Origin of the sequence: Candidatus Pelagibacter communis, assembly GCF_001179985.1 — a bacterium.
GTDB classification, from domain to species: Bacteria; Pseudomonadota; Alphaproteobacteria; order Pelagibacterales; family Pelagibacteraceae; genus Pelagibacter; species Pelagibacter ubique_J.
This window is the reverse complement of the sequence record NZ_CVSI01000058.1, coordinates 1-20,909: the sequence shown is the minus strand read 5'-3', so window position 1 is coordinate 20,909 and position 20,909 is coordinate 1. Positions and strand designations below refer to the sequence as shown.

Sequence of the window (20,909 nt, the reverse complement as noted above, 5' to 3'; positions counted from 1 at the left end):
GTTTATTTAATAATTAAAAATGTTAGTAAAATTGAAAAACCCAACAACATTATGAAGGCATATTGATAAATAAATCCACTTTGGAATTTTACCGCATATAAGGAAAATTTTTTTATGATATTAGAGATACCATCAGGACCAAATCTATCAATAATTAAATTATCAATTTTTCTCCAAAAAAAATTACCTAAACTTTTAAATGATTTAACAAATATAAAATCATAAAGTTCATCGAAGTACCATTTTTTTTTCAAGAAAACATATAATGGGTAGTTAATTTTTACAATTTGCTCAATAATTAAATTTTTCTTTAGAAATAAATAATAAGAAAAGGGAATAGAAATAACCACAAATGATGGCGTTAGTAATAAAAACCATAAAGGTGGATGGTCTTTGCTCAATGGTTCTAAAAACATTATTGAGTCTTTCCAAAATAATTGACTACTTTCAGTACCGATAAATATTTCTTTAAAAAACATTCCAGAAAATAAAGCCCCAACAGATAATAAAACCAGTGGTATCAACATAACTAAAGGTGACTCATGCAGATCTTTTATATCTAGTTTCTTATTATTAAAACTACCGTGGAAAGTTAAAAATATTAATCTCCAAGAATAAATTGAGGTAAAAATTGCAGTGATTACACCTATTACTGCTGCATAATTACTTAAACTTCCTTTCTCAAGATAAGCAAATTCGATAATTGCATCCTTTGAATAAAAGCCTGACAAAAAGGGAAAGCCAGTTAATGCTAGTGTGCCTATAATCATCATTAAATATGTAAAAGGTAATTTTCTCCAAACACCACCCATATTTTTAATATCTTGTTCATTTTGAAATGAGTGGATCACAGAACCGGCTCCTAGAAATAATAAAGCCTTAAAAAATGCGTGAGTAAATAAATGAAACATTGCTACATTGTACGCACCAACTCCAGCTGCAAAAAACATATATCCTAGTTGACTACATGTTGAATAGGCAATTATTTTTTTAATATCATTTTGTACTAAGGCTACAGTAGCTGCAAAGAATGCAGTTGACATTCCTATTAATGTAACAATTTCTAAACCTAATGGAGATAACTCATAAATTGGTGAACACCTCACAACTAAAAAAACTCCAGCTGTTACCATAGTTGCTGCATGAATTAATGCAGAAACTGGAGTTGGACCTTCCATAGCATCTGGTAACCATGTGTGGAGGAAAATTTGAGCAGATTTACCCATTGCTCCAATGAACAATAGAATACAAATTAAATCTATAACAACGAAATTAAACCCAAGAAAATTAATTTTTTCTGATATTAGAGTTGGAATTAAATTGAATACCTCGTTGTAATTGATGGTACCAAAATAATAAAATATCAAAAAAATACCTAATGCTAACCCAAAGTCTCCTACTCTGTTAACAAGAAAAGCCTTTATTGCTGCATTATTTGCGCTTTGTTTTTTAAACCAAAAACCAATCAAAAAATAAGAGCATACACCAACTCCCTCCCAACCAAAAAAGAGTTGTAAAAAATTGTCTGACGTTACCAACATCAACATTGAGAAAGTAAACAAAGACAAATATGACATAAATCTTGGTTTATGAGGGTCGTGATGCATATATCCAATTGAATAGATGTGAACAAGCGAGGATATAAAAGTAACAACTACTAACATTACAGATGATAATGGATCAATTTTAATTGACCAGTTTACTTCTAGTGTTCCAGAGCTAATCCACGACGAAATAATTATATTTGAATTATAATCATTGATCATCACATTGTAAAAAATATAGATTGAAAAAATTGCAGAAATTGAAACAAATAAACTTGTCAAAATTTCCGAAAATCTGTTACCTAATTTATTTCCAAAAAATCCAGAGATAATTGCTGCTAACAGTGGAAGAAAAACTATTAAAATTTCCATTTTATCCTTTAAGGTTGTCTATTTCCTCAACCCTAATTGTGCCTGAATTTCTATAGTAAACAACTATTATAGCTAAACCTATTGCAGCTTCTGCCGCAGCAACAGTTAATATAAATAGAGTAAAAATTTGACCACTCAAATCATTCAAAAAAATAGAAAAAGATACTAAATTTATATTTACTGCTAGTAATATCAATTCAATGCTCATTAGAATTACTATTACATTTTTTCTATTTAAAAAAATTCCAACAACTCCAATTGTAAAAATTACTGCACCAAGGGTTAAATAATGTCCTATACCAATATCAAACATCTATTTTGACCCCTTCTTTATTTTTAACATCTACTAATTCTACTCCATCATTTTTTTCTCTTGAGATTTGCCTAATATAACTTTGTCTTTTTAAGCCAGATCGTTGTCTAAACGTTAAAACTATTGCACCAATCATTGCAACTAGCAAAATCATTCCTGATAATTGAAACAAGTGTATATAATCAGTATAAAGGACATTGCCAATAGAATGTGTATTAGTAATATTAGTAGTCGAAAGATTTATAAAGTCATTACTTAAATCAGGTTTTAATTTCCATCCACCAATCACAATTAATAATTCAAAGAAAATTATTAAACTTACAATCATTCCTACTGGAATATGTTTGCTTCCTGTGGCAGCACCAAACCATTGGTTTTTTTGCTGAGCAACGTTCAACATCATAACCACAAATAAAAACAATACAGCTACAGCGCCCACATATACAATCAACATTATCATTCCAAGAAATTCTGCGCCTATTAAAATGAATAAGCAAGAAATACTAATAAAATCTAAGATTAAAAAAAAAACTGAGTGAACTGTGTTTTTTGATGTTGTTACCATTATTGCTGATACAATTGCAATTAATGAAAATATATAAAAAAAAAATGCGTGAGCTGGCATGTAAATAATTATCTATGTGGATTATCTGCCTTAATATTTGCGGCTAAAACACTTTCCCATCTATCTCCATTTTCAAGAAGTTTTTCTTTTGTATAATAAAGCTCTTCTCTGGTTTCTGTTGCGAACTCAAAATTTGGGCCCTGCACAATCGCATCTACAGGACAAGACTCTTCGCATAAACCACAATAAATACACTTTAACATATCGATATCATATCTAGTAGTTTTTCTGCTACCATCTTCTCTTTCGCTAGATTCTATTGTAATTGCTTGCGCTGGACAAACAGCCTCACATAACTTACATGCGATACATCTTTCTTCTCCATTAGGATATCTTCTTAATGCGTGCTCTCCTCTAAACCTTGGACTTATTTTACCCTTTTCAAAAGGATAGTTGATAGTTTTTTTTGGTTTAAACATTTCTTTTATCGCGATCATTAAACCTCTTAAAAAGTCAAACATAAAAACAGTTTTTATAAATCTAGATATTTTCATTATTAGCTTTTTGGTAATAGATCAAAATACAATAAGTAGCCAGAAGTTAAAACAACCCAAATTAATGAAATTGGTAAAAATACTTTCCATCCTAGTCTCATCAATTGATCATATCTATATCTTGGTACAATAGCTTTAACTAAAGCAAATAAAATAAATAAAAAAAGTATTTTTATAACTAGCCACAGTGGATCTGGTACCATTGTAAAGGGAAAAATATCTAAAGGAGAGAGCCAACCACCTAAAAACAATATAGAACCTAATGCACACATTAATAAAATATTTGCATATTCGCCTAACCAAAACATTGCATACATCATTCCTGAATATTCTGTTTGGTATCCAGATACTAACTCTGCCTCTGCTTCGGGCAAATCAAATGGTGGTCGATTTGTCTCTGCTAACGCAGAAATAAAAAAAATTACAAACATAGGAAAAAGCGGAACTACAAACCATATGTTTTCTTGAGCTAATACAATGTCACTTAATTTTAAAGAACCTACACATAGCAAAACATTTATTATTATTACACCTATTGAAACTTCATAAGAAACCATTTGTGCAGCAGATCTAATCGAACCTAAAAAAGGATATTTTGAGTTTGAGGCCCAACCTCCCATTATAATTCCATAAACACCTAACGATGAAATTGCAAAAATATATAATATTCCAACATTAATGTCTGCTAGCACAAAATCTTCACTAAATGGAATTACTGCCCAAGCCACTAAAGCAAGTGTCATTGTAACTATGGGAGCAAGAATAAAAATAATTTTGTTTGAGCTTGCAGGAATTATTATTTCCTTAAATATGTATTTTAAAGCATCCGCTAAAGATTGGAGTAATCCAAAAGGTCCAACAACGTTTGGTCCTTTTCTTTTTTGAACAAAAGCCCAAATACGTCTATCTAGCCATACGATCATAGCGACTGAAACTAAAACTGGTAACAAAAGAAACAAAATTTTGTAAGTCTCTGATAATAAAATATTTAAATACTCCATACTAGCCTTCGGTACCTGTTTTTTTTAATTTGAATCTAATATTTCTACATTCATTCATAGTTTTTGATGATCTAGCAATAACATTTGAATGATAATAATCTATGGGCAAAGTTAGAATCTTTTCATTTATATATTCTTCTTTGAACAAATTTGAAAATTCATTTTTTTTATTTGAGTTAATATAACTGTTCATCGCATTTAAAAGTTCATTTTTATCTTTAAACAAACTATTTCCGGAGATCAATTTAGATATTTCATTGATTATAACCCAATCTTCTTTTGCTTCTCCAGGGGGGTAAGAAGCTTTAAATGCCATCTGCAACTTTCCTTCTAAATTTGTAAAATATCCATTTTGTTCTGTAAATGCAGCACCTGGAAGTACAAGATCAGCTATTTCAGCACCTTTGTCTCCATGACTTCCTATATAAACTATAAATTCATTTTTTTTATTTATTGAGATATTATCTTGGCCAATTAGAAAGATTATTTCAAAAAAGTTTTTGTTTATTTTTTCTAATGTGTCGTTAGTTTTACAAACAATATCAAGGTCATAAGAACCAACAGCTGAAGCATTGGTATTTAGTATATTTAATGAATTCCATTCCTCGGTAATTTTATTATTTTCATTTAAAAATTTTTTAAAACCTTCAAACAAATATTTAGATGAGTTCAATGTAAGAGCTGACTCACCAAATATTATTAAAGGATATTTTGCATTTTTAATTTTATCTGAGATATCACTATTACTTTTGATAATTTTTTTTAATTCCTCTGTCGTATTTGAAAGTACTTTATAATCGTATGTCAGATTACCCAAATCCTCTAAAGAAAAGATTTCTGTATTATTTTTTAAAAAAGACTTTCTTATTCTAGCATTCAACATTGTGGCTTCATATCTTGGATTGGTGCCAATTAATAAAATGAAATCACTTTTTTCAATACCTTTTATTTCAGAATTAAAAATGTAGTTTTTTCTATCATTTAAATTTATATAAATATTTTTCTCTCTAGATTCTAAATTTTTAGATTTTAGAACTTTTTGAAACAATTCTTTGCATGCAAATAATGTTTCCATATTTGTAAGATCACCAGTTAAACCTGCTATTTTTTCAGGTTTTGTGACATTTATTTTATCTTTTAAAATTTGAAATGCATCTGACCAATTAATTTTTTTAAAACTATTTTCTTTTTTAATATAAGGGGTATCTAATCTTTGATACTTTAAACCATCACATGCATATCTAGTTTTATCTGATATCCATTCTTCATTAATATCTTCATTTATTTTTGGTAAAATTCTTTTTACTTCCCACCCGTAAGTATCAACACGTATATTAGAACCAACTGCATCCATAACATCTACAGTTTCAGTTTTTTTTAACTCCCAAGGTCTTGCTTCAAATACATATGGTTTAGAAGTAAGTGCTCCCACTGGACATAAATCAATAACATTTGCTGATAGTTCAGACTCCATTGATTTTTCTAAATAAGTTGTGATTTGCATATCTTCACCTCTGCCAATGGCGCCAATTTCTGGAACACCAGCTACCTCAGTTGCAAATCTTACACACCTTGTACAGTGTATACACCTAGTCATCTGAGTCTTTATTAATGGGCCCATATATTTTTCTGGCACAAATCTTTTATTTTCCTTAAATCTTGATTTATCAATTCCATAAAACATTGATTGATCTTGCAAATCACATTCTCCACCTTGGTCACAAACGGGACAATCTAAAGGATGATTTGCCAAAAGAAATTCCATTACTCCTTTTCTAGCCTTTTCAACTAATTTTGTATTTGTTTTGATATTCATTCCATCTGCAACTGGCATTGCACATGAGGCAACAGGTTTTTTTGATTTTTCAATTTCTACTAGGCACATTCTGCAGTTTCCAGCAATCGATAGTTTTTCATGATAACAAAATCTAGGTATTTCAGCACCCGCTAGTTCGCAAGCTTGCAAAACTGTTAGACCTTCTTCTACCTCAAGATCAATATCGTTAACTTTAACTTTTAACATTTTTAATATCTTCCTCTAATAAATGTTGGTCAATTAAATAAGGAATATTTTTTTTATTTTTAATTAATGGGTCAAAATTATTTCTCTCAATAATTTCTTTTTTGAAATGCCTCAATAAACCTTGTACTGGCCAGGCTGAACCTTCCCCAAACGCACAAATAGTATGACCTTCGATTTGTTTAGTAACGTCAGAAAGCATATTAATCTCATCTTTTGAAGCCTCTCCTCTTGCCATCCTTTCTAAAATTCTCCACATCCAACCTGAACCTTCTCTGCATGGTGTGCATTGACCACAACTTTCATGTTTATAAAATCTAGCTATTCTAGCCATACATTTAATAATATCTTGATCCTTATTTATAACAATTATTCCTGCTGTGCCTAATCCACTGTTATTTTCTACTAATGAGTCAAAGTCCATAGTTATATTTTCACTTATTTCTTTGCTTAACATTGGCATAGACGAGCCGCCTGGAATAACGGCTTGTAAATTATCCCACCCTCCAACAACTCCACCTGCATGTTTTTCTATTAAGTCTTTTAACTTAATGCCCATTTCTTCCTCAACGTTACATGGGCTATTAACATTGCCTGAAATACAAAATATTTTAGTTCCAGTGTTTTTTGGTTTACCCAAAGATGCAAACCATTTTGATCCTTTTCTTAATATTGTAGGTATAACAGCTATAGTTTCAACGTTATTTATAATTGTTGGACATCCATATAATCCTACTAAAGCGGGAAAAGGTGGTTTTAACCTTGGTTGTCCTTTGTTGCCTTCAATACTTTCTAAAAGAGCAGTTTCTTCTCCACAGATATATGCACCCGCACCATAGTGTATATAAATATCAAGTTCCCATCCAGTGCCTGATGAATTTTTTCCAATAAGATTAGCTTTATAAGCCTCATCAATTGCGTTTTGAAGTTTTAAACCCTCATTGTAATATTCTCCTCTCAAATAAATGTAACATTTATGAGCATTGACTGCGTATGAAGCAATTAAGCAACCCTCAATAAGTTTATGAGGTTCAAATCTTAAAATATCTCTATCTTTACATGTGCCAGGTTCAGACTCATCGGCATTAATTACTAAGTAATGAGGTTTGGCTCCCACTTTTTTTGGCGCAAAAGACCATTTTAGACCAGTTGGAAAGCCCGCACCTCCTCTACCCCTCAACTCTGATTTTTTTACTTCTTCTATTATCCAGTCTCGTCCTTTAGAACAGATTTCTTTTGTATTAGACCAATCTCCTCTATTTTTCGCCGAGCCTATGTCAGCACCTAAATCATTATATAAATTTTTAAAAATTCTATCTTTATCCTCAAGCATTTTTGTTCTCTATTAAAGTTTGTCTATTTTTTTCAGGTTCTGAATTTACTCTACCACGATATGACCCTGGTTTAGGTTTTTTATCTTTTAATATATCTTTAATTATGTTTTCAAACTGTTTTACATTTAAATCCTCATAATAATCCTCATTAATTTGAGCCATTGGAGCATTTATGCAGGCACCAAGGCATTCCACTTCGGTCCAAGAGCAATTTTTATTACTTGAGAGTTCACTTTCTTTTTCGGAAATATTTTTTTTACAAACATCGACAAGTTTATATGCGCCTCTTATCATACAAGGTGTTGTGGTACAAATTTGAACAAAATATTTTCCAACAGGTTTTAGATTATACATTGAATAGAAGGTTGCGACTTCATATACATTTATATAAGAAATATCTAAAAATTTTGCTATATACTTCATTGCTGCTAGAGGTATCCAATTATCATTTTGTTTTTGAGCAATGTATAATAAAGCCATAACAGCGCTTTTTTTTTTTCCTGTTGGATAATTTAAAACTATTTTATTAGCTATGTTTAAATTTTCCTGATTGAATATAAATTTATCTGGTTGGTCCTTAGAAACTTTTTTTATACTCATCGATCTATCTCTCCAAAAACGATATCTAAAGAGCCTAAAACAGCAGGTACATCTGCTAACATGTGGCCTTTAATTAAATAGTCCATAGCTTGAAGATGAGAAAAACCAGGTGCTCTTATTTTACATTTATATGGTCTATTAGTGCCGTCTGAAATTAAATAAACACCAAACTCACCCTTAGGTGCCTCAACAGCTTGATAAATTTCATCTTTTTTTACCCGATAACCCTCAGTAAACAATTTAAAATGATGTATAAGAGCCTCCATAGATTGTTTAATATCTTTTTTTGAAGGAGGGGTTATCTTGTTATCAAGTGATTTTACTGGCCCGCTAGGTAAATTTTGTAAACATTGCTCAATGATTTTTACACTTTCCCTCATTTCTTCAATTCTACATAAATATCTATCGTAACAATCTCCGTTTTTTCCAACTGGTATTTTAAAATTAATTTGTTCATAACAATCGTATGGTTCTGATTTTCTTAAGTCCCACGGAATTCCTGAACCCCTGAGCATTACGCCTGAAAATGAGTAATTTAATGCATCCTCCTTAGATACTATTCCAATATCAACATTTCTTTGTTTAAATATCCTGTTATCTGTCAATAATGTTTCTAAATCATCAATAATTTTTGGGAATGTTTTGCAAAAATCAAATATGTCTTTTTCTAAGCCTCTCGGTAAATCTTTATGAACTCCACCCGGTCTAAAATAGTTTGCGTGTAGTCTTGAACCAGATACTCTCTCGTAAAAGCCCATCAGTTTTTCTCTTTCTTCAAATCCCCAAAGAGACGGAGTTAAAGCACCAACATCTAAAGCTTGCGTGGTAATATTTAAAATATGACTTAAAATTCTTCCAATCTCACAGAATATAACTCTAATGTATTGACCTCGAATCGGAACTTCAATATCCATTATTTTTTCAATTGCCAAAGCAAACGCATGTTCTTGATTCATTGGTGCCACGTAATCTAGTCGATCAAAATATGGGATAGCTTGTGAGTAAGTTTTATTTTCGATTAATTTTTCAGTACCCCTATGCAACAAACCTATATGTGGATCAGCTTTTTCAACTACTTCACCATCTAATTCTAATATTAATCTCAAAACTCCATGCGCAGCAGGGTGCTGAGGACCAAAATTTAAATTTAGTGTTTTCTTTTCTTTAGTCATTTTTTTTTTGCAATTCTTTAATATATTCTGTTCCTTCCCAAGGACTTGAATAATCGAAATTTCTATAATTTTGCTCAAGTTTTACCGGCTCATATATAACTTTTTTCTTTTCCTCACTATATCTAACTTCTGTATGACCTGTGATAGGAAAGTCTTTTCTTAAAGGGTGTCCAGAAAACCCATAGTCTGTAAGTATTCGTCTTAGGTCTGGATGATCATTAAACTTAATACCGTACATATCAAAAACTTCTCTTTCCATCCAGTTAGCAGAGGGAAAAATTTTTGTGAGGGAATTAACAACCTCATTTTCATTAATATTAAAATTTATGTTTAATCTTGAATTTAATTCATGGCTTAAAAATAAATAAATCATCTTAAATCTATTTTCACTATTAATATAGTCTACTGCAGTAATATCTATTAATTGTCTAAATTTAGTAAAATTGTTCTTTTTTAAAAAAATTACAACATCAAGCAGTGAATCTTTATTTATCTGAATTTCAAGTTGATTATGATTAATTCTAGATGAATTAATTTTTGTTGTTAATTCAGAATTAATTTTTTTTTCTAAGTTTGATAATGACATTTTATCTTTGTAAAGATCCGCGATTTCTTATTTTTTTTTGCAGTTGTAATATTCCATACAACAATGCTTCTGCTGAAGGCGGACAACCAGGTACATAAACATCGACTGGAACTATTCTATCGCAACCTCTAACAACTGAATAAGAGTAGTGATAATATCCTCCACCGTTAGCACAGCTTCCCATTGAAATCACATATCTCGGCTCTGGCATTTGATCATAAACCTTTCTTAGTGCTGGTGCCATTTTGTTTGTTAACGTTCCAGCAACAATCATAACGTCTGATTGTCTAGGTGAAGCTCTTGGGGCTGCACCAAATCTCTCAAGATCGTATCTTGGCATAGATGTTTGCATCATTTCTACAGCGCAACATGCAAGACCAAATGTCATCCAGTGTAAAGAACCTGAACGAGCCCAGTTAATTAAATTATCCATTGAAGTAGTTATAAAACCTTTGTCAGCAAATTCTTTTGCAAGATCTTTAAATTCTTCAGGTATTTGTTTTTCTCTGTGTGTCAAATTCATATTATTCCCAATCTAAAGCACCCTTCTTCCATTCATAAATAAAACCAATAGTTAATATAAATAAAAATAACATCATAGAAAAGAAACCAAAAATACCTATGTTACCTAAAGTAATTGCCCAGGGGAATAAAAATGCAATTTCTAAATCAAAAATTATAAATAATATTGCAACTAAATAAAATCTTATATCAAATTCCATTCTAGAGTCATTAAATGGTTCAAAACCACACTCATAAGCAGATAATTTTTCTGGATCAGGCTTTTTTGGTGAAAAAGCAAAATTTAATATCACAAAACCTAAGCTTAATAGTAAGGCTATGGCCAAAAAAATTACTATAGTTAAATAATTATTTAAAAATTCTAAAGACATAATGTGTATATATAATGTTTAACACTAAATTAAAGTGCAGTTACGTCACGTTTTTATTGGCTTATTTGCTATAAGATTTCGTTAATTGATAATAGTTATCATTATGGCGGGAGTGACGGGACTCGAACCCGCGACCTATCGCGTGACAGGCGATCGCTCTAACCAACTGAGCTACACCCCCTTTTTAAATAAAATATCTTTGGTGGGCAGTAAAGGACTCGAACCTTTGACCCCCTCGGTGTAAACGAGATGCTCTACCAACTGAGCTAACCGCCCTCCAAAGAGCTGTACTTTTACATCAGTGTTGGTTCAATGTAAATTATAATTTATTGAATGCTCGCAGGTGTTTTCTCACTTTTTTTGTTGTCAGATATACTGTCAACCTCAACCCACTCAGCAGGTTTGAGAACTTTTGTTAAGGCTATTTTAAGAACTTCATCAGCTGTTTCTACAGTTGTAATCTTTATATCATCTTTAACTTTTTTAGGAACATCAACAAGATCTTTTTTGTTATCTTTTGGAATTAAAACTTCTTTAATGCCCGCTCTATGAGCTGCAAGGAGTTTTTCCTTCAAACCACCAATTGGCAAAACCTGACCTGTAATGGTTACTTCTCCTGTCATCGCCACGTCTTTATTAACTGGGATTTTACTTATTGAAGAAACTATTGATGTTACCATGGCTATACCAGCAGATGGTCCATCTTTTGGTGTTGCTCCCTCTGGGACATGAATATGAAAATCTTTTTTTTCAAAAGTTGGTGGAATTATACCAAAATCTAAACATTTTGATCTTACATAAGATTTGGCTGCTTTTACAGATTCCTGCATTACATCTCCAAGTTTTCCAGTAATTTGCATTCTCCCTTTACCGGGCATATTGACTGTTTCAATTTTTAAAATCTCACCTCCAAACTCAGTCCAAGCTAAACCTGTCACAATGCCAACTTTGTTTTTATCCTCAATTTCACCAAATTTATATTTTCTTACACCTAAAAATTCAGATAAATTATTATTATCAACTTTAACTTTTTCTGTCTCTTTATTAACAACCTTTTTGACAACTTTTCTTGATATTTTAGATATTTCTCTTTCTAAGTTTCTCACACCTGACTCTTTTGTATAATATCTAATTACATCTTTAATTGTATCATCTCCAAAATTCATTTCTCCTTCTTTAATACCATTATCTTTGATTTGCTTTGGTAATAAATATTTATTAGCAATATTAATTTTTTCATCTTCAGTATACCCAGGTATTCTAATCACTTCCATTCTATCAAGGAGAGGCGGAAGTATGTTTAATGTATTTGCTGTTGTTACAAATAATACATCTGAAAGATCGTAATCAACCTCAAGATAATGATCATTAAATGTTGTGTTCTGTTCAGGGTCTAAAGCCTCTAGCAATGCTGAAGAAGGATCGCCTCTGTAATCATTGCCAACTTTATCGATCTCATCAAGTAAAAACAAAGGATTTTTTGTTCCAGCTTTTTTCATCATTTGAATTATTTTTCCTGGAAGCGATCCTATATAAGTTCTCCTATGACCTCTTATTTCTGCTTCGTCTCTAACACCGCCTAATGACATTCTTACAAATTGTCTATTAGTTGCCTTTGCAATAGATTTTCCAAGTGATGTTTTTCCTACGCCAGGAGGACCCACCAAACATAAAATTGGTCCTCTAATTTTATTCATTCTCTTTTGAACTGCTAGAAATTCAACGATCCTTTCTTTAACTTTTTCTAGACCAAAATGATCCTCATCTAAAATTTTGAGCGCTTTATTAAGATCAATGTCCACTTTGTCTTTTTTAAACCATGGTAAGTCAACCATCCAATCTAAATAATTTCGCACGACTGTCGCTTCGGCAGACATTGGGCTCATATTTTTTAGTTTTTTTAATTCAGACATACATTTTTTTTCAACTTCTTTTGGCATTTTTGATCTTATTATGGCTTTATTTAAACTTGATGTTTCATCTTTACCGTCTTCAATTTCACCTAACTCTTTTTGGATAGCTTTAAGTTGTTCATTTAAATAATATTCTCTTTGTGTTTTTTCCATTTGAGTTTTAACTCTTCCACGTATTCTTTTTTCAACACCAATTATACTAGTTTCGTTGTCCATAATTTTATTAATTAAATTAAGTCTTTTTTTTAAATCTAGTGTTTCGAATACTTGTTGTTTTTCAGAAATTGTTGCATTCAAATGCGATGCAATATTATCTGAAATTTTTGATGGATCTTTTAAAAGTTTAATATTATTAATTGTCTCATTAGAAATTTTTTTATTTATTGATGTAAGTTTTTCTAATTTTTTGATAGAATTTAATGCAAGTTCTAACAAATCTTCATCTTTGTTGATAATTTCAGAAAGTTTTTCATAAGAGCAAGATAAAAATTCATTATTATCATGGAATTCATTAATTTTTACTCTAGTAAGACCTTCTACTAAAACTTTAACAGTTCCATCAGGTAATTTAAGTAATTGTAAAATAGTACTCTCACATCCATAATTAAAAATGTCATTTTTCTTTGGATCATCAACTTCCGAATTTTTTTGGGTTATTAAAACAATTTTTTTATCTTTTTTCATAACTTCATTTAGAGCTGTGATTGACTTATCTCTTCCAACAAACAAAGGAATAACCATGTGCGGAAATACGACAATGTCTCTTAAGGGCAATAATGCAGAATTAAATTTAACTTCCATATTCTAATTATATGGATATTAAAGTAAATAATGCAATAGTTTTTTATCTTTTATTAAGTGCAATATTACGCAGCTGAGGTTTTTGATTTGTCTTTATCTTGTTTATTCTTTGAATGAACAATAATTGGCTGGGATTCTCCTCTTACAGAGTTAACATCTACAATAACTTCACTAACATTTTCTAAACTTGGTATTTCAAACATGCTTTTTAATAAAACATTCTCAAGTATTGATCTCAAACCCCTCGCCCCAGTTTTCTTCTTGATGGCTTTTATAGCAATTTCTTTTATTGCATTATCTTTAAAATTAAGTTTTACACCTTCAAGTTTGAATAATTCTTGATATTGTTTTATTAAAGAATTTTTAGGTTCCTGTAAAATTTTAATCAAAGATTTTTCATCTAAATCATCTAATGTAGCTGTTATTGGAAGTCTTCCAATAAATTCAGGTATAAGGCCATATTTTAATAAGTCCTCAGGTTCTAAACTTTTAATCCACTCCCCAGTTTTTTTATCTTCCATGGATTTTACTTTAGCGCCAAAACCGATAGAAGATCCTTTGTCTCTTTGTGAAATTATTTTATCTAATCCAGCGAAGGCTCCTCCACAAATAAATAAAATGTTTGTTGTATCCACTTGTAAAAATTCTTGTTGAGGATGTTTTCTTCCTCCTTGTGGAGGTACACTTGCAACAGTACCTTCCATAATTTTAAGTAATGCCTGTTGAACCCCTTCTCCAGAAACATCTCGCGTAATTGAGGGATTTTCAGATTTCCTACTAATTTTGTCCACTTCATCTATATAAACTATTCCTCTTTGAGCTTTCTCAACATTATAATCTGCAGCCTGTAATAACTTTAGTATAATGTTTTCTACATCCTCTCCTACGTATCCAGCTTCAGTAAGAGTGGTTGCATCAGCCATTGTAAAAGGAACATCTAAAATTCTTGCTAAAGTTTGCGCTAATAGAGTTTTTCCACAACCAGTTGGACCTATTAAAAGTATATTTGATTTAGCAAGTTCAACATTTTTTGATGTTTTGTTTTCATAATTCAATCTTTTGTAGTGATTATGAACAGCAACAGATAAAACTTTTTTTGCCAAATCTTGGCCTATAACATAATCATCTAACACTGAACAAATGTGTTTTGGAGAAGGCAATCCATCCTGATGTTTTACGAAAGTATCTTTATTTTCTTCTTTAATAATATCCATGCAGAGTTCTACACACTCATCACAAATGAAAACTGTAGGTCCTGCAATTAATTTTCTTACTTCGTGTTGGCTCTTGCCACAGAAAGAACAGTACAAAATGTTTTTGTTATTACTCATAGAATTTATAACGAATCAATATTAATACTTTATTATAAGTAGTGTACTCATTTCAAGTTAAGTATAATGCTAAAACTAGATATAGTAGAAAACTAAATTCTTTTTTCTACTACTTGATCAATCAAACCAAAATCTTTTGCATTATCAGGTGTCATGAAATTGTCTCTTTCTAAAGCATCCTTTATTTGGTCAACATTTTTACCTGTGTGTTTAGAGTATATTTCATTTAATCTTTTCTTTAATGACAAAACTTCATTAGCATGAATTTCTATATCTGTAACTTGCCCTTGAAATCCTGCGGAAGGTTGATGGACCATTATTCGTGAGTTGGGTAAAGAAAATCTTTTTCCCTTTTTACCAGCAGCTAACAAAAAAGAACCCATTGAAGCTGCTTGACCAATACAGAGTGTTGATACATCTGGTTTTATGTATTGCATTGTATCGTAAATACCTAATCCAGCTGTAACTAGACCACCCGGACTATTAATATACAAAAAAATTTCTTTTTTTGGATTCTCTGATTCTAAGAATAGCAATTGGGCTGTGACCAACGATGCTACATTGTCATTTATAGCGCCTACTAAAAAAATAATTCTCTCTTTTAAAAGTCTTGAATATATGTCATATGCTCGTTCTCCTCTAGATGATTGCTCGACAACCATTGGAATAAGTGTGTTCATATGCTCTGATATTTTAATGCTCATATTTGCGAATCAATTACTTATACAACTTGTAATTACTTTTTGCTAACTTTTTTTGTTTTTTTTGTGAGAGGAGCTTTATTTTCTTTTTTTTTAGTTTTATTTTTATCTTTATTTAATCTTGAAGCCTTTATGGTTTTGTTTTGTTCTTCTAAATTTTTTTCATTCTCTGCTTTTATGATTTTTTCAGCCTCAAACTTATTTAAAACAATTTTTTTTGATTTTGCTTTTGATTTTATGAAATCAATTATTTTTTCTTCATAAAGTGTTCCTCTTAAACTAGCTGAGGCTGATGGATTTTTTTTATAATAATCCATAATTATTTTTTCTTGACCAGGCATCATGCTTAATTGTTTTTGAATCTCAGCTTGTATTTCATTAGGGTCAACCCTAATTTTATTTTTTTCACCTATTTCATTTAAAATTAATCCAAGTTTAATTCTTTTAGAAGCATTTTTTTCTAAACTTATTTTATTTTTTTTTAAATCTTCCTCTGTTTGACCTTGACCTAACACTTTTATTTCTTCGTCTATGAGCGCTTGTGGTACATCTTCTACTTTAATTTGCTCTAATCCTTTTAATATTTGATTTTTTGAAATCATATTCAGAGAATTTTTGAATTCATCGTTAATTTGTTTTGACATAATTTTTTTCAAATCATTTAAATCTTTAGCTCCTAAAGTTTTCGCAAATTCATCATTAATTTCTACTTCCTTAGGTTTTTTCACATAATTGATTTTACATTTAAAAATACTTTTTTTTCCAACAAGTTCTTTCTTAGGAAAATTTTCTGGCAATATTACTTCAACATTAATCTCATCACCTTTTTTGGCTTTCAGCAATTGTTTATCAAATCCATTAATAAATAAATCTTTGCCAATTTCAATTTGTGTATTTTTTCCTTCGTTACCTTCAAATTCATTCCCGTCAACTGTAGCCTTATAATCAAATGATATAAGATCTCCATCATTTGCCACTTTAGCAGCATCAACCTCAATAAAATTTTTTTGGTTTTTTGCTATTTCCTTAATTCTTTTATTTGCATCTGAGTCCTCAATTTTTATTTCATATTCATCAAACTTAATTTTGTCTAAAGTATCTAATTTTACCTCAGGAAATTCTGTAATACTTATTGTGTATTCTAAATCTTTTCCTTCTCCAAAGCTTTTAAGATCAATTTTTGGCTGTAATGCTGGTCTAATTTTTTTTTCGTCAAGAGCTTTTGCCGAACTCTCTTTTAATATCTTATCAATAACCTCCCCGTATACTGCTTTTCCAAATTGTTTTTTAATAATATCTGTTGGCACTTTTCCAGGTCTAAAGCCTTTAAGAATGACGTCTTTTTTGAGTTGTTCATATCTTTGCTCAAGCTCTTTATTAATAATTGTTTTATCAATTAGAACTTTTAAATTCTTTTCTAAATTTTTTTTATTTTCTACTGTTACTTTCATAATATATGGTAGGCGAGAAAGGACTCGAACCTTCACATGTTGCCATATTGGTTCCTAAGACCAACGCGTCTACCAATTCCGCCACTCGCCCATTTATTTTAAAAAGACTTATATATGATAGATTAAAATTGTCCAATTAGAATATTTGTGCAATAAATAATCCATTAAATTTATGATAGTTTCACCGTGTATTAGTATTTGTAAATCTGACCCAGTAACAGATTTTTGTTACGGTTGTGCGAGAAATTCTGAGGAAAAACTTCAGTGGAAAGATAAAAATACTTCAAATAATTGGAAATTAAAAAATTTAATAGAGATAAAATCTAGGATGAAGGGTTGGCAATTAGAAAGTTTTGAAAAGTCATATAACCATAAATGCAAACATGGAATTTCTTTAGAAAAAAAAAGAAAAATGGAATTAAATGATTAAGATAAAACATGTTGTAATCTTATATATTCTTGGAATATTATTTGGTGCCGTGTTTCTAGACATATGGGGAGCTGAAACCAACATCAAAAAAGGTTTAATCGCAATGTTTTGGACTGCATTATTTTTAGTTGCTTTAATATTTGTAGAAAAAAATAAAGAAGAGAACTAATCAACTCTTTTAAAAATATTTAATGATGGAAAAGATTTCTTTAATAATTCCTTGTAAAAACGAGGTAGAGTCATTAGGGGCTGTTCTTGAGGAAGTTAACGATAATAAGTTTGTTGACGAAATTATTGTAGTTGTTGATGGTGAGCAAGATAATTCAATACCTATTACTCGAAAATTTAACTGCAAATTGATAATCCAAAAAAGTAAAGGATATGGCTCAGCTATTGTAGAGGGATTTAAAAACGCTAAAAATAACTTTGGATGCATATATAACGCAGATCACTCTTTTGATCCAAAATATTTTGATGAGCTAATTAAATTATCAAAAAATTACGATTTTATATTTGGAAGCAGATATAAGGGTTCTGGTGGTAGTGACGATGATGATATCGTTACTTATATTGGTAATAAAATTTTTACTTTTATTACAAGATTTATATTAAGAATAAACTTATCAGATATTTTATATACTTATGTACTTTGTAATGTAGATAAATTTAACAATCTAAATTTAAAAAATAATGATTTTAAACTTTGTATTGAGCTACCTGTAAAAGTAAAAAAAAATAATCATACCTATGTGGATTTAGAAATGTTTGAGAGAAAAAGATTTGACGGTAAGAAAAAAGTAAATGTAATTAAAGATGGCCTATTGATTTCTTACGAAATTATTAAAAGCTTTTTTTATATTTATTTTAAATAGTTAATTGATTTCAATTCTATCTATTATTTCATATTTTTTGTTAGAAACTATAATTTCTCCCGATCCAGCTGCAATTCCTAATATTTCTGATATTACAACATAATGTGTCACTAAAACTAAATTCGAATTATTATCCCAATTAATAATAAATTTTTTAAGATTCTTTATTTGTTTATTTTTATTTTTATAAAATTTTTCACTATAAAATGAGTTAAGTGCATCAAATGTTTTATAACTATTGAATGCATGAAAAGCAGTATCTTTACATCTGCACCATTCACTTGAAAAAATATGTTCAACTTCAATATTATTTTTTTTAAAAAAATTACCAATTTTTTTTGATTGTTTAATTCCTTCGCTATTTAAATTTCTTTGTGTTTTGCAATCCTTTAAATTTATATTTTCTGGATCTCCTGAGCCTGGTGCAATGGAATGCCTTATGAAAATTATATTATTGTTTTTTTTTAAGATTTCCACAATATTTTCATCGGCATAACTTTTATGATTAAAAAGAAATAGAAAAATTAGAAATATTATTTTAAAATGTTTCATCATGAATTTAGGTTTTGTTAAACTAAATAAATCTATAATTAAATGTAGTAAATGTCCAAGATTGGTAAAATTTAGAAATAAAATATCAAATAAGAAAAGGAAACAATACCAAAATGAAACCTATTGGGGCAAACCTATAACAGGATTTGGTGATGTTGATGGAAAATTACTTTTTGTGGGATTGGCACCAGCTGCTCATGGTGGAACAAGAACTGGCAGAGTTTTTACTGGAGATAGATCATCAGATTTTTTATATAAATGCCTGTATGGTGTTAAAATTTCAAATCATCCATATTCAGATAACATTAAAGATGGATTGGAATTAAAAAATGCTTATATAACCACAGCTCTTAAGTGCGTGCCTCCTGGAGATAAGCCCTATAGAGATGAATTGAACAATTGTTTTAGTTTTTTTCGTAATGAAATAAAAAATCTTAAAAATCTTAAAACAATTATTGCATTAGGAAAAATTGCTTTCGATAGTTGTGTATTGTTTTTTAAAGAAAATTATAACTTTAAAGACAAAGTACATTTTTCTCATGGCAAAATTTATACTCTACCAGAAAATATTTATTTAGTTGCATGTTATCACCCAAGTCCAAGAAACGTTAATACTGGAAGAATTAATGAAAAAAAAATGAAACACCTTTTTAAAAAGGCGCTTGAATTGAATTAATTCTCCAATTTTTGTTTTAGCATTTCTGGTATTTTGGATGGTTTTCCTTTTTTATCAACTATAACTAAGTGTATTTCACAATCAGTTATTAATTCATTATCTCTGAAAGCCTTTTGTCTCATCTTAAAGGATGTATTAGATATTGAAATTATGCTAGATTTTATTTCAAGTTGGTCTTCAAGTTTAGCAGGTCTTTTGTATTCGATATTACAAGATTTTACTATAATGAGAATTCCGTTTTCCTCTAATAATTTTTTGTTGCTCAAGCCAATTTCTGCAATTGCTTCGGTTCTTGCTCTCTCAAAAAACTTTAAATAATTTGCATAATAAACCACACCACCTGAGTCAGTATCCTCATAAAAAACTTTTAATTTATAACTAAATTCACTCATCTATAAAGTTATTAATCGGCTGAAAAATATATACTTTGGAAGTAAGAAATTGATTGCTTATTTGACTGATCAGTATCGGCCATTATCGCAACCCCATCTAATATATCGACATCTAAATTATGCAATTTTTTATAATCTTCTTTAACATTAGTTTTCACTGTAACCCACTCATTCAAGCTATTTTTCGTAGATGATAACACATAATCAATCGAACTTTTAGTATAAGGGCTAGTCCAATGGTCTCCAATTTCTTCATTACTTGAAAAAACGTAGTTTATCGCTTTGTTTGAAAGTGGTGTTAGACCAGTTTTTTTAACTACGAAGAATCTCGCAGCAAAATCATGCCCTTTTTTTGTTTTCTCATTAATGCCGCTTAAGTCTTTTTCAACTTTCCAGGTAATATTTAAAAATGGGGTTTTATTAAGATCCACTAAAACTTCTTTTCCTAAACCTGACCCCCCATCTTCAACTTCAGCCCTCAGATAATTACCTTTTTCATTATTACCGAGGCTATAATTGGTGAGATTTTTAGCGCCTCTAATTTTTCTTACTTTTAAAGTATCTAACTCCTCATTATTAAACTGAAATATTTCTAAATTATCCCCATATACATTGTTAAAAAAGAAAATTGAGATAATTAATATTAAAATTTTTTTCATTTTTGGAAGCTATAGACTAAAAAAAAAAAAATTCAAATAATTTGAAAATCTTACTTTTGACATTTTTCAGACATTCGAAATTCATTATTTAAGGCTATTTATTGCCCATGAAACTTTTAATACCCTTTATATTACTATTAGTTCTGACTGGATGCTCAACACATTCAGTTAAACTTG

23 protein-coding genes and 3 tRNA genes are annotated in these 20,909 nt (G+C 29.9%); 4 read left to right on the top strand and 22 right to left on the bottom strand.

All coding sequences use genetic code 11. The annotated features are described in order from the left end of the window. Nucleotides 1-2 precede the first annotated feature (2 nt). From nuoL to AMN80_RS02295, 19 genes are all read right to left on the bottom strand, one after another. Entirely contained in the window at nucleotides 3-1,916 is a 1,914-nt protein-coding gene (gene nuoL / locus AMN80_RS02385; protein ID WP_075520398.1) for an NADH-quinone oxidoreductase subunit L, read from the bottom strand. Between the two features lies 1 nt (nucleotide 1,917). Next, the gene (gene nuoK, locus AMN80_RS02380; protein ID WP_075520397.1) at nucleotides 1,918-2,229 is read right to left on the bottom strand and encodes an NADH-quinone oxidoreductase subunit NuoK; all 312 of its coding nucleotides are present in this window, start codon (nucleotides 2,227-2,229) and stop codon (nucleotides 1,918-1,920) included. Continuing rightward, nucleotides 2,222-2,854, bottom strand: coding sequence for an NADH-quinone oxidoreductase subunit J (locus AMN80_RS02375; protein ID WP_075520396.1), 633 nt, complete (start codon nucleotides 2,852-2,854; stop codon nucleotides 2,222-2,224). Before AMN80_RS02375 ends, nuoK begins: the two co-directional genes overlap by 8 nt. A gap of 8 nt (nucleotides 2,855-2,862) precedes the next feature. After that, nucleotides 2,863-3,348, bottom strand: a complete 486-nt coding sequence (nuoI, locus tag AMN80_RS02370; protein ID WP_075520395.1) for an NADH-quinone oxidoreductase subunit NuoI — start codon at nucleotides 3,346-3,348, stop codon at nucleotides 2,863-2,865. 2 nt (nucleotides 3,349-3,350) lie between these two features. Continuing rightward, complete coding sequence (gene nuoH, locus AMN80_RS02365; RefSeq protein WP_075520394.1) at nucleotides 3,351-4,349, bottom strand: NADH-quinone oxidoreductase subunit NuoH; 999 nt, start codon at nucleotides 4,347-4,349, stop codon at nucleotides 3,351-3,353. 1 nt (nucleotide 4,350) lies between these two features. Continuing rightward, nucleotides 4,351-6,372 carry an NADH-quinone oxidoreductase subunit NuoG gene (gene nuoG, locus AMN80_RS02360; protein ID WP_075520393.1) on the bottom strand — a complete coding sequence of 674 codons (2,022 nt, stop codon included), beginning with the start codon at nucleotides 6,370-6,372 and terminating at the stop codon, nucleotides 4,351-4,353. After that, nucleotides 6,359-7,702 carry an NADH-quinone oxidoreductase subunit NuoF gene (gene nuoF, locus AMN80_RS02355; protein WP_075520392.1) on the bottom strand — a complete coding sequence of 448 codons (1,344 nt, stop codon included), beginning with the start codon at nucleotides 7,700-7,702 and terminating at the stop codon, nucleotides 6,359-6,361. The genes nuoG and nuoF overlap by 14 nt, the downstream gene beginning before the upstream one ends. After that, nucleotides 7,695-8,303, bottom strand: coding sequence for an NADH-quinone oxidoreductase subunit NuoE (gene nuoE, locus AMN80_RS02350; protein WP_075520391.1), 609 nt, complete (start codon nucleotides 8,301-8,303; stop codon nucleotides 7,695-7,697). Before nuoE ends, nuoF begins: the two co-directional genes overlap by 8 nt. Next, on the bottom strand, nucleotides 8,300-9,475 hold the full coding sequence (locus tag AMN80_RS02345) for an NADH-quinone oxidoreductase subunit D (protein WP_075520390.1): 1,176 nt from the start codon (nucleotides 9,473-9,475) through the stop codon (nucleotides 8,300-8,302). The genes nuoE and AMN80_RS02345 overlap by 4 nt, the downstream gene beginning before the upstream one ends. Continuing rightward, nucleotides 9,468-10,061, bottom strand: a complete 594-nt coding sequence (locus tag AMN80_RS02340) for an NADH-quinone oxidoreductase subunit C (RefSeq protein ID WP_075520389.1) — start codon at nucleotides 10,059-10,061, stop codon at nucleotides 9,468-9,470. The genes AMN80_RS02345 and AMN80_RS02340 overlap by 8 nt, the downstream gene beginning before the upstream one ends. Before the next feature lies 1 nt (nucleotide 10,062). Continuing rightward, entirely contained in the window at nucleotides 10,063-10,584 is a 522-nt protein-coding gene (locus tag AMN80_RS02335) for a NuoB/complex I 20 kDa subunit family protein (protein WP_075520388.1), read from the bottom strand. Between the two features lies 1 nt (nucleotide 10,585). Continuing rightward, nucleotides 10,586-10,954: an NADH-quinone oxidoreductase subunit A gene (locus tag AMN80_RS02330; RefSeq protein WP_075520387.1), complete on the bottom strand. Its 369-nt coding sequence runs from the start codon at nucleotides 10,952-10,954 to the stop codon at nucleotides 10,586-10,588. Between the two features lie 104 nt (nucleotides 10,955-11,058). Then, nucleotides 11,059-11,135, bottom strand: a tRNA-Asp gene (locus AMN80_RS02325). Between the two features lie 19 nt (nucleotides 11,136-11,154). Beyond that, nucleotides 11,155-11,230 (bottom strand) — tRNA-Val (locus AMN80_RS02320). A gap of 50 nt (nucleotides 11,231-11,280) precedes the next feature. Next, on the bottom strand, nucleotides 11,281-13,668 hold the full coding sequence (lon, locus tag AMN80_RS02315; protein ID WP_075520386.1) for an endopeptidase La: 2,388 nt from the start codon (nucleotides 13,666-13,668) through the stop codon (nucleotides 11,281-11,283). A 65-nt stretch (nucleotides 13,669-13,733) separates the two neighbouring features. Next, entirely contained in the window at nucleotides 13,734-14,999 is a 1,266-nt protein-coding gene (gene clpX, locus AMN80_RS02310; RefSeq protein WP_075520385.1) for an ATP-dependent Clp protease ATP-binding subunit ClpX, read from the bottom strand. A 92-nt stretch (nucleotides 15,000-15,091) separates the two neighbouring features. Next, the gene (clpP, locus tag AMN80_RS02305) at nucleotides 15,092-15,703 is read right to left on the bottom strand and encodes an ATP-dependent Clp endopeptidase proteolytic subunit ClpP (protein ID WP_075520384.1); all 612 of its coding nucleotides are present in this window, start codon (nucleotides 15,701-15,703) and stop codon (nucleotides 15,092-15,094) included. 32 nt (nucleotides 15,704-15,735) lie between these two features. Next, the gene (tig, locus tag AMN80_RS02300; RefSeq protein ID WP_075520383.1) at nucleotides 15,736-17,151 is read right to left on the bottom strand and encodes a trigger factor; all 1,416 of its coding nucleotides are present in this window, start codon (nucleotides 17,149-17,151) and stop codon (nucleotides 15,736-15,738) included. A gap of 6 nt (nucleotides 17,152-17,157) precedes the next feature. Beyond that, nucleotides 17,158-17,242: transfer RNA gene (locus AMN80_RS02295), tRNA-Leu, on the bottom strand. Nucleotides 17,243-17,323: 81 nt separating this feature from the next. Here AMN80_RS02295 and AMN80_RS02290 point away from each other — a divergent pair. The 3 genes from AMN80_RS02290 to AMN80_RS02285 are packed head-to-tail and all read left to right on the top strand — an operon-like array spanning nucleotide 17,324 to nucleotide 18,453. Beyond that, nucleotides 17,324-17,581 carry a DUF1289 domain-containing protein gene (locus AMN80_RS02290; RefSeq protein ID WP_075520382.1) on the top strand — a complete coding sequence of 86 codons (258 nt, stop codon included), beginning with the start codon at nucleotides 17,324-17,326 and terminating at the stop codon, nucleotides 17,579-17,581. After that, nucleotides 17,574-17,750 (top strand): hypothetical protein, encoded by a 177-nt coding sequence (locus AMN80_RS05540; protein ID WP_179850274.1) that lies wholly within the window; start codon nucleotides 17,574-17,576, stop codon nucleotides 17,748-17,750. The genes AMN80_RS02290 and AMN80_RS05540 overlap by 8 nt, the downstream gene beginning before the upstream one ends. Before the next feature lie 25 nt (nucleotides 17,751-17,775). Beyond that, nucleotides 17,776-18,453 carry a glycosyltransferase family 2 protein gene (locus AMN80_RS02285; protein ID WP_075520381.1) on the top strand — a complete coding sequence of 226 codons (678 nt, stop codon included), beginning with the start codon at nucleotides 17,776-17,778 and terminating at the stop codon, nucleotides 18,451-18,453. Here AMN80_RS02285 and AMN80_RS02280 read toward each other — a convergent pair whose 3' ends face one another. Next, a complete protein-coding gene (locus AMN80_RS02280; protein WP_075520738.1) occupies nucleotides 18,454-19,005 on the bottom strand; it encodes a histidine phosphatase family protein in 552 nt (183 codons plus the stop codon). It abuts the gene before it with no gap. A gap of 1 nt (nucleotide 19,006) precedes the next feature. Here AMN80_RS02280 and AMN80_RS02275 point away from each other — a divergent pair, with 1 nt between their 5' ends. Next, on the top strand, nucleotides 19,007-19,681 hold the full coding sequence (locus tag AMN80_RS02275) for a uracil-DNA glycosylase (RefSeq protein ID WP_075520380.1): 675 nt from the start codon (nucleotides 19,007-19,009) through the stop codon (nucleotides 19,679-19,681). On the opposite strand, the gene AMN80_RS02270 is transcribed toward AMN80_RS02275, so the two are convergent. Together AMN80_RS02270 and AMN80_RS02265 are read right to left on the bottom strand one after the other, a co-directional pair. Further along, complete coding sequence (locus AMN80_RS02270; RefSeq protein ID WP_075520379.1) at nucleotides 19,678-20,073, bottom strand: YbgC/FadM family acyl-CoA thioesterase; 396 nt, start codon at nucleotides 20,071-20,073, stop codon at nucleotides 19,678-19,680. The two genes, AMN80_RS02275 and AMN80_RS02270, sit on opposite strands and share 4 nt — an antisense overlap. Nucleotides 20,074-20,084: 11 nt before the next feature. Continuing rightward, nucleotides 20,085-20,732, bottom strand: coding sequence for a DUF3047 domain-containing protein (locus AMN80_RS02265; RefSeq protein ID WP_075520378.1), 648 nt, complete (start codon nucleotides 20,730-20,732; stop codon nucleotides 20,085-20,087). Nucleotides 20,733-20,909: the final 177 nt, after the last annotated feature.

Coding starts and splice junctions, on each gene's coding strand:
- AMN80_RS02265 (WP_075520378.1), bottom strand. CDS start 20,732: ATGAAAAAAATTTTAATATTAATTATCTCAATTTTCTTTTTTAACAAT.
- AMN80_RS02335 (WP_075520388.1), bottom strand. CDS start 10,584: ATGAATTTGACACACAGAGAAAAACAAATACCTGAAGAATTTAAAGAT.
- AMN80_RS02330 (WP_075520387.1), bottom strand. CDS start 10,954: ATGTCTTTAGAATTTTTAAATAATTATTTAACTATAGTAATTTTTTTG.
- nuoI (WP_075520395.1), bottom strand. CDS start 3,348: ATGAAAATATCTAGATTTATAAAAACTGTTTTTATGTTTGACTTTTTA.
- nuoK (WP_075520397.1), bottom strand. CDS start 2,229: ATGTTTGATATTGGTATAGGACATTATTTAACCCTTGGTGCAGTAATT.
- nuoG (WP_075520393.1), bottom strand. CDS start 6,372: ATGTTAAAAGTTAAAGTTAACGATATTGATCTTGAGGTAGAAGAAGGT.
- AMN80_RS02340 (WP_075520389.1), bottom strand. CDS start 10,061: ATGTCATTATCAAACTTAGAAAAAAAAATTAATTCTGAATTAACAACA.
- AMN80_RS05540 (WP_179850274.1), top strand. CDS start 17,574: ATGATTAAGATAAAACATGTTGTAATCTTATATATTCTTGGAATATTA.
- tig (WP_075520383.1), bottom strand. CDS start 17,151: ATGAAAGTAACAGTAGAAAATAAAAAAAATTTAGAAAAGAATTTAAAA.
- AMN80_RS02375 (WP_075520396.1), bottom strand. CDS start 2,854: ATGCCAGCTCACGCATTTTTTTTTTATATATTTTCATTAATTGCAATT.
- clpP (WP_075520384.1), bottom strand. CDS start 15,703: ATGAGCATTAAAATATCAGAGCATATGAACACACTTATTCCAATGGTT.
- AMN80_RS02270 (WP_075520379.1), bottom strand. CDS start 20,073: ATGAGTGAATTTAGTTATAAATTAAAAGTTTTTTATGAGGATACTGAC.
- AMN80_RS02285 (WP_075520381.1), top strand. CDS start 17,776: ATGGAAAAGATTTCTTTAATAATTCCTTGTAAAAACGAGGTAGAGTCA.
- AMN80_RS02345 (WP_075520390.1), bottom strand. CDS start 9,475: ATGACTAAAGAAAAGAAAACACTAAATTTAAATTTTGGTCCTCAGCAC.
- AMN80_RS02275 (WP_075520380.1), top strand. CDS start 19,007: ATGAATTTAGGTTTTGTTAAACTAAATAAATCTATAATTAAATGTAGT.
- clpX (WP_075520385.1), bottom strand. CDS start 14,999: ATGAGTAATAACAAAAACATTTTGTACTGTTCTTTCTGTGGCAAGAGC.
- nuoL (WP_075520398.1), bottom strand. CDS start 1,916: ATGGAAATTTTAATAGTTTTTCTTCCACTGTTAGCAGCAATTATCTCT.
- nuoE (WP_075520391.1), bottom strand. CDS start 8,303: ATGAGTATAAAAAAAGTTTCTAAGGACCAACCAGATAAATTTATATTC.
- AMN80_RS02280 (WP_075520738.1), bottom strand. CDS start 19,005: ATGAAACATTTTAAAATAATATTTCTAATTTTTCTATTTCTTTTTAAT.
- lon (WP_075520386.1), bottom strand. CDS start 13,668: ATGGAAGTTAAATTTAATTCTGCATTATTGCCCTTAAGAGACATTGTC.
- AMN80_RS02290 (WP_075520382.1), top strand. CDS start 17,324: ATGATAGTTTCACCGTGTATTAGTATTTGTAAATCTGACCCAGTAACA.
- nuoH (WP_075520394.1), bottom strand. CDS start 4,349: ATGGAGTATTTAAATATTTTATTATCAGAGACTTACAAAATTTTGTTT.
- nuoF (WP_075520392.1), bottom strand. CDS start 7,702: ATGCTTGAGGATAAAGATAGAATTTTTAAAAATTTATATAATGATTTA.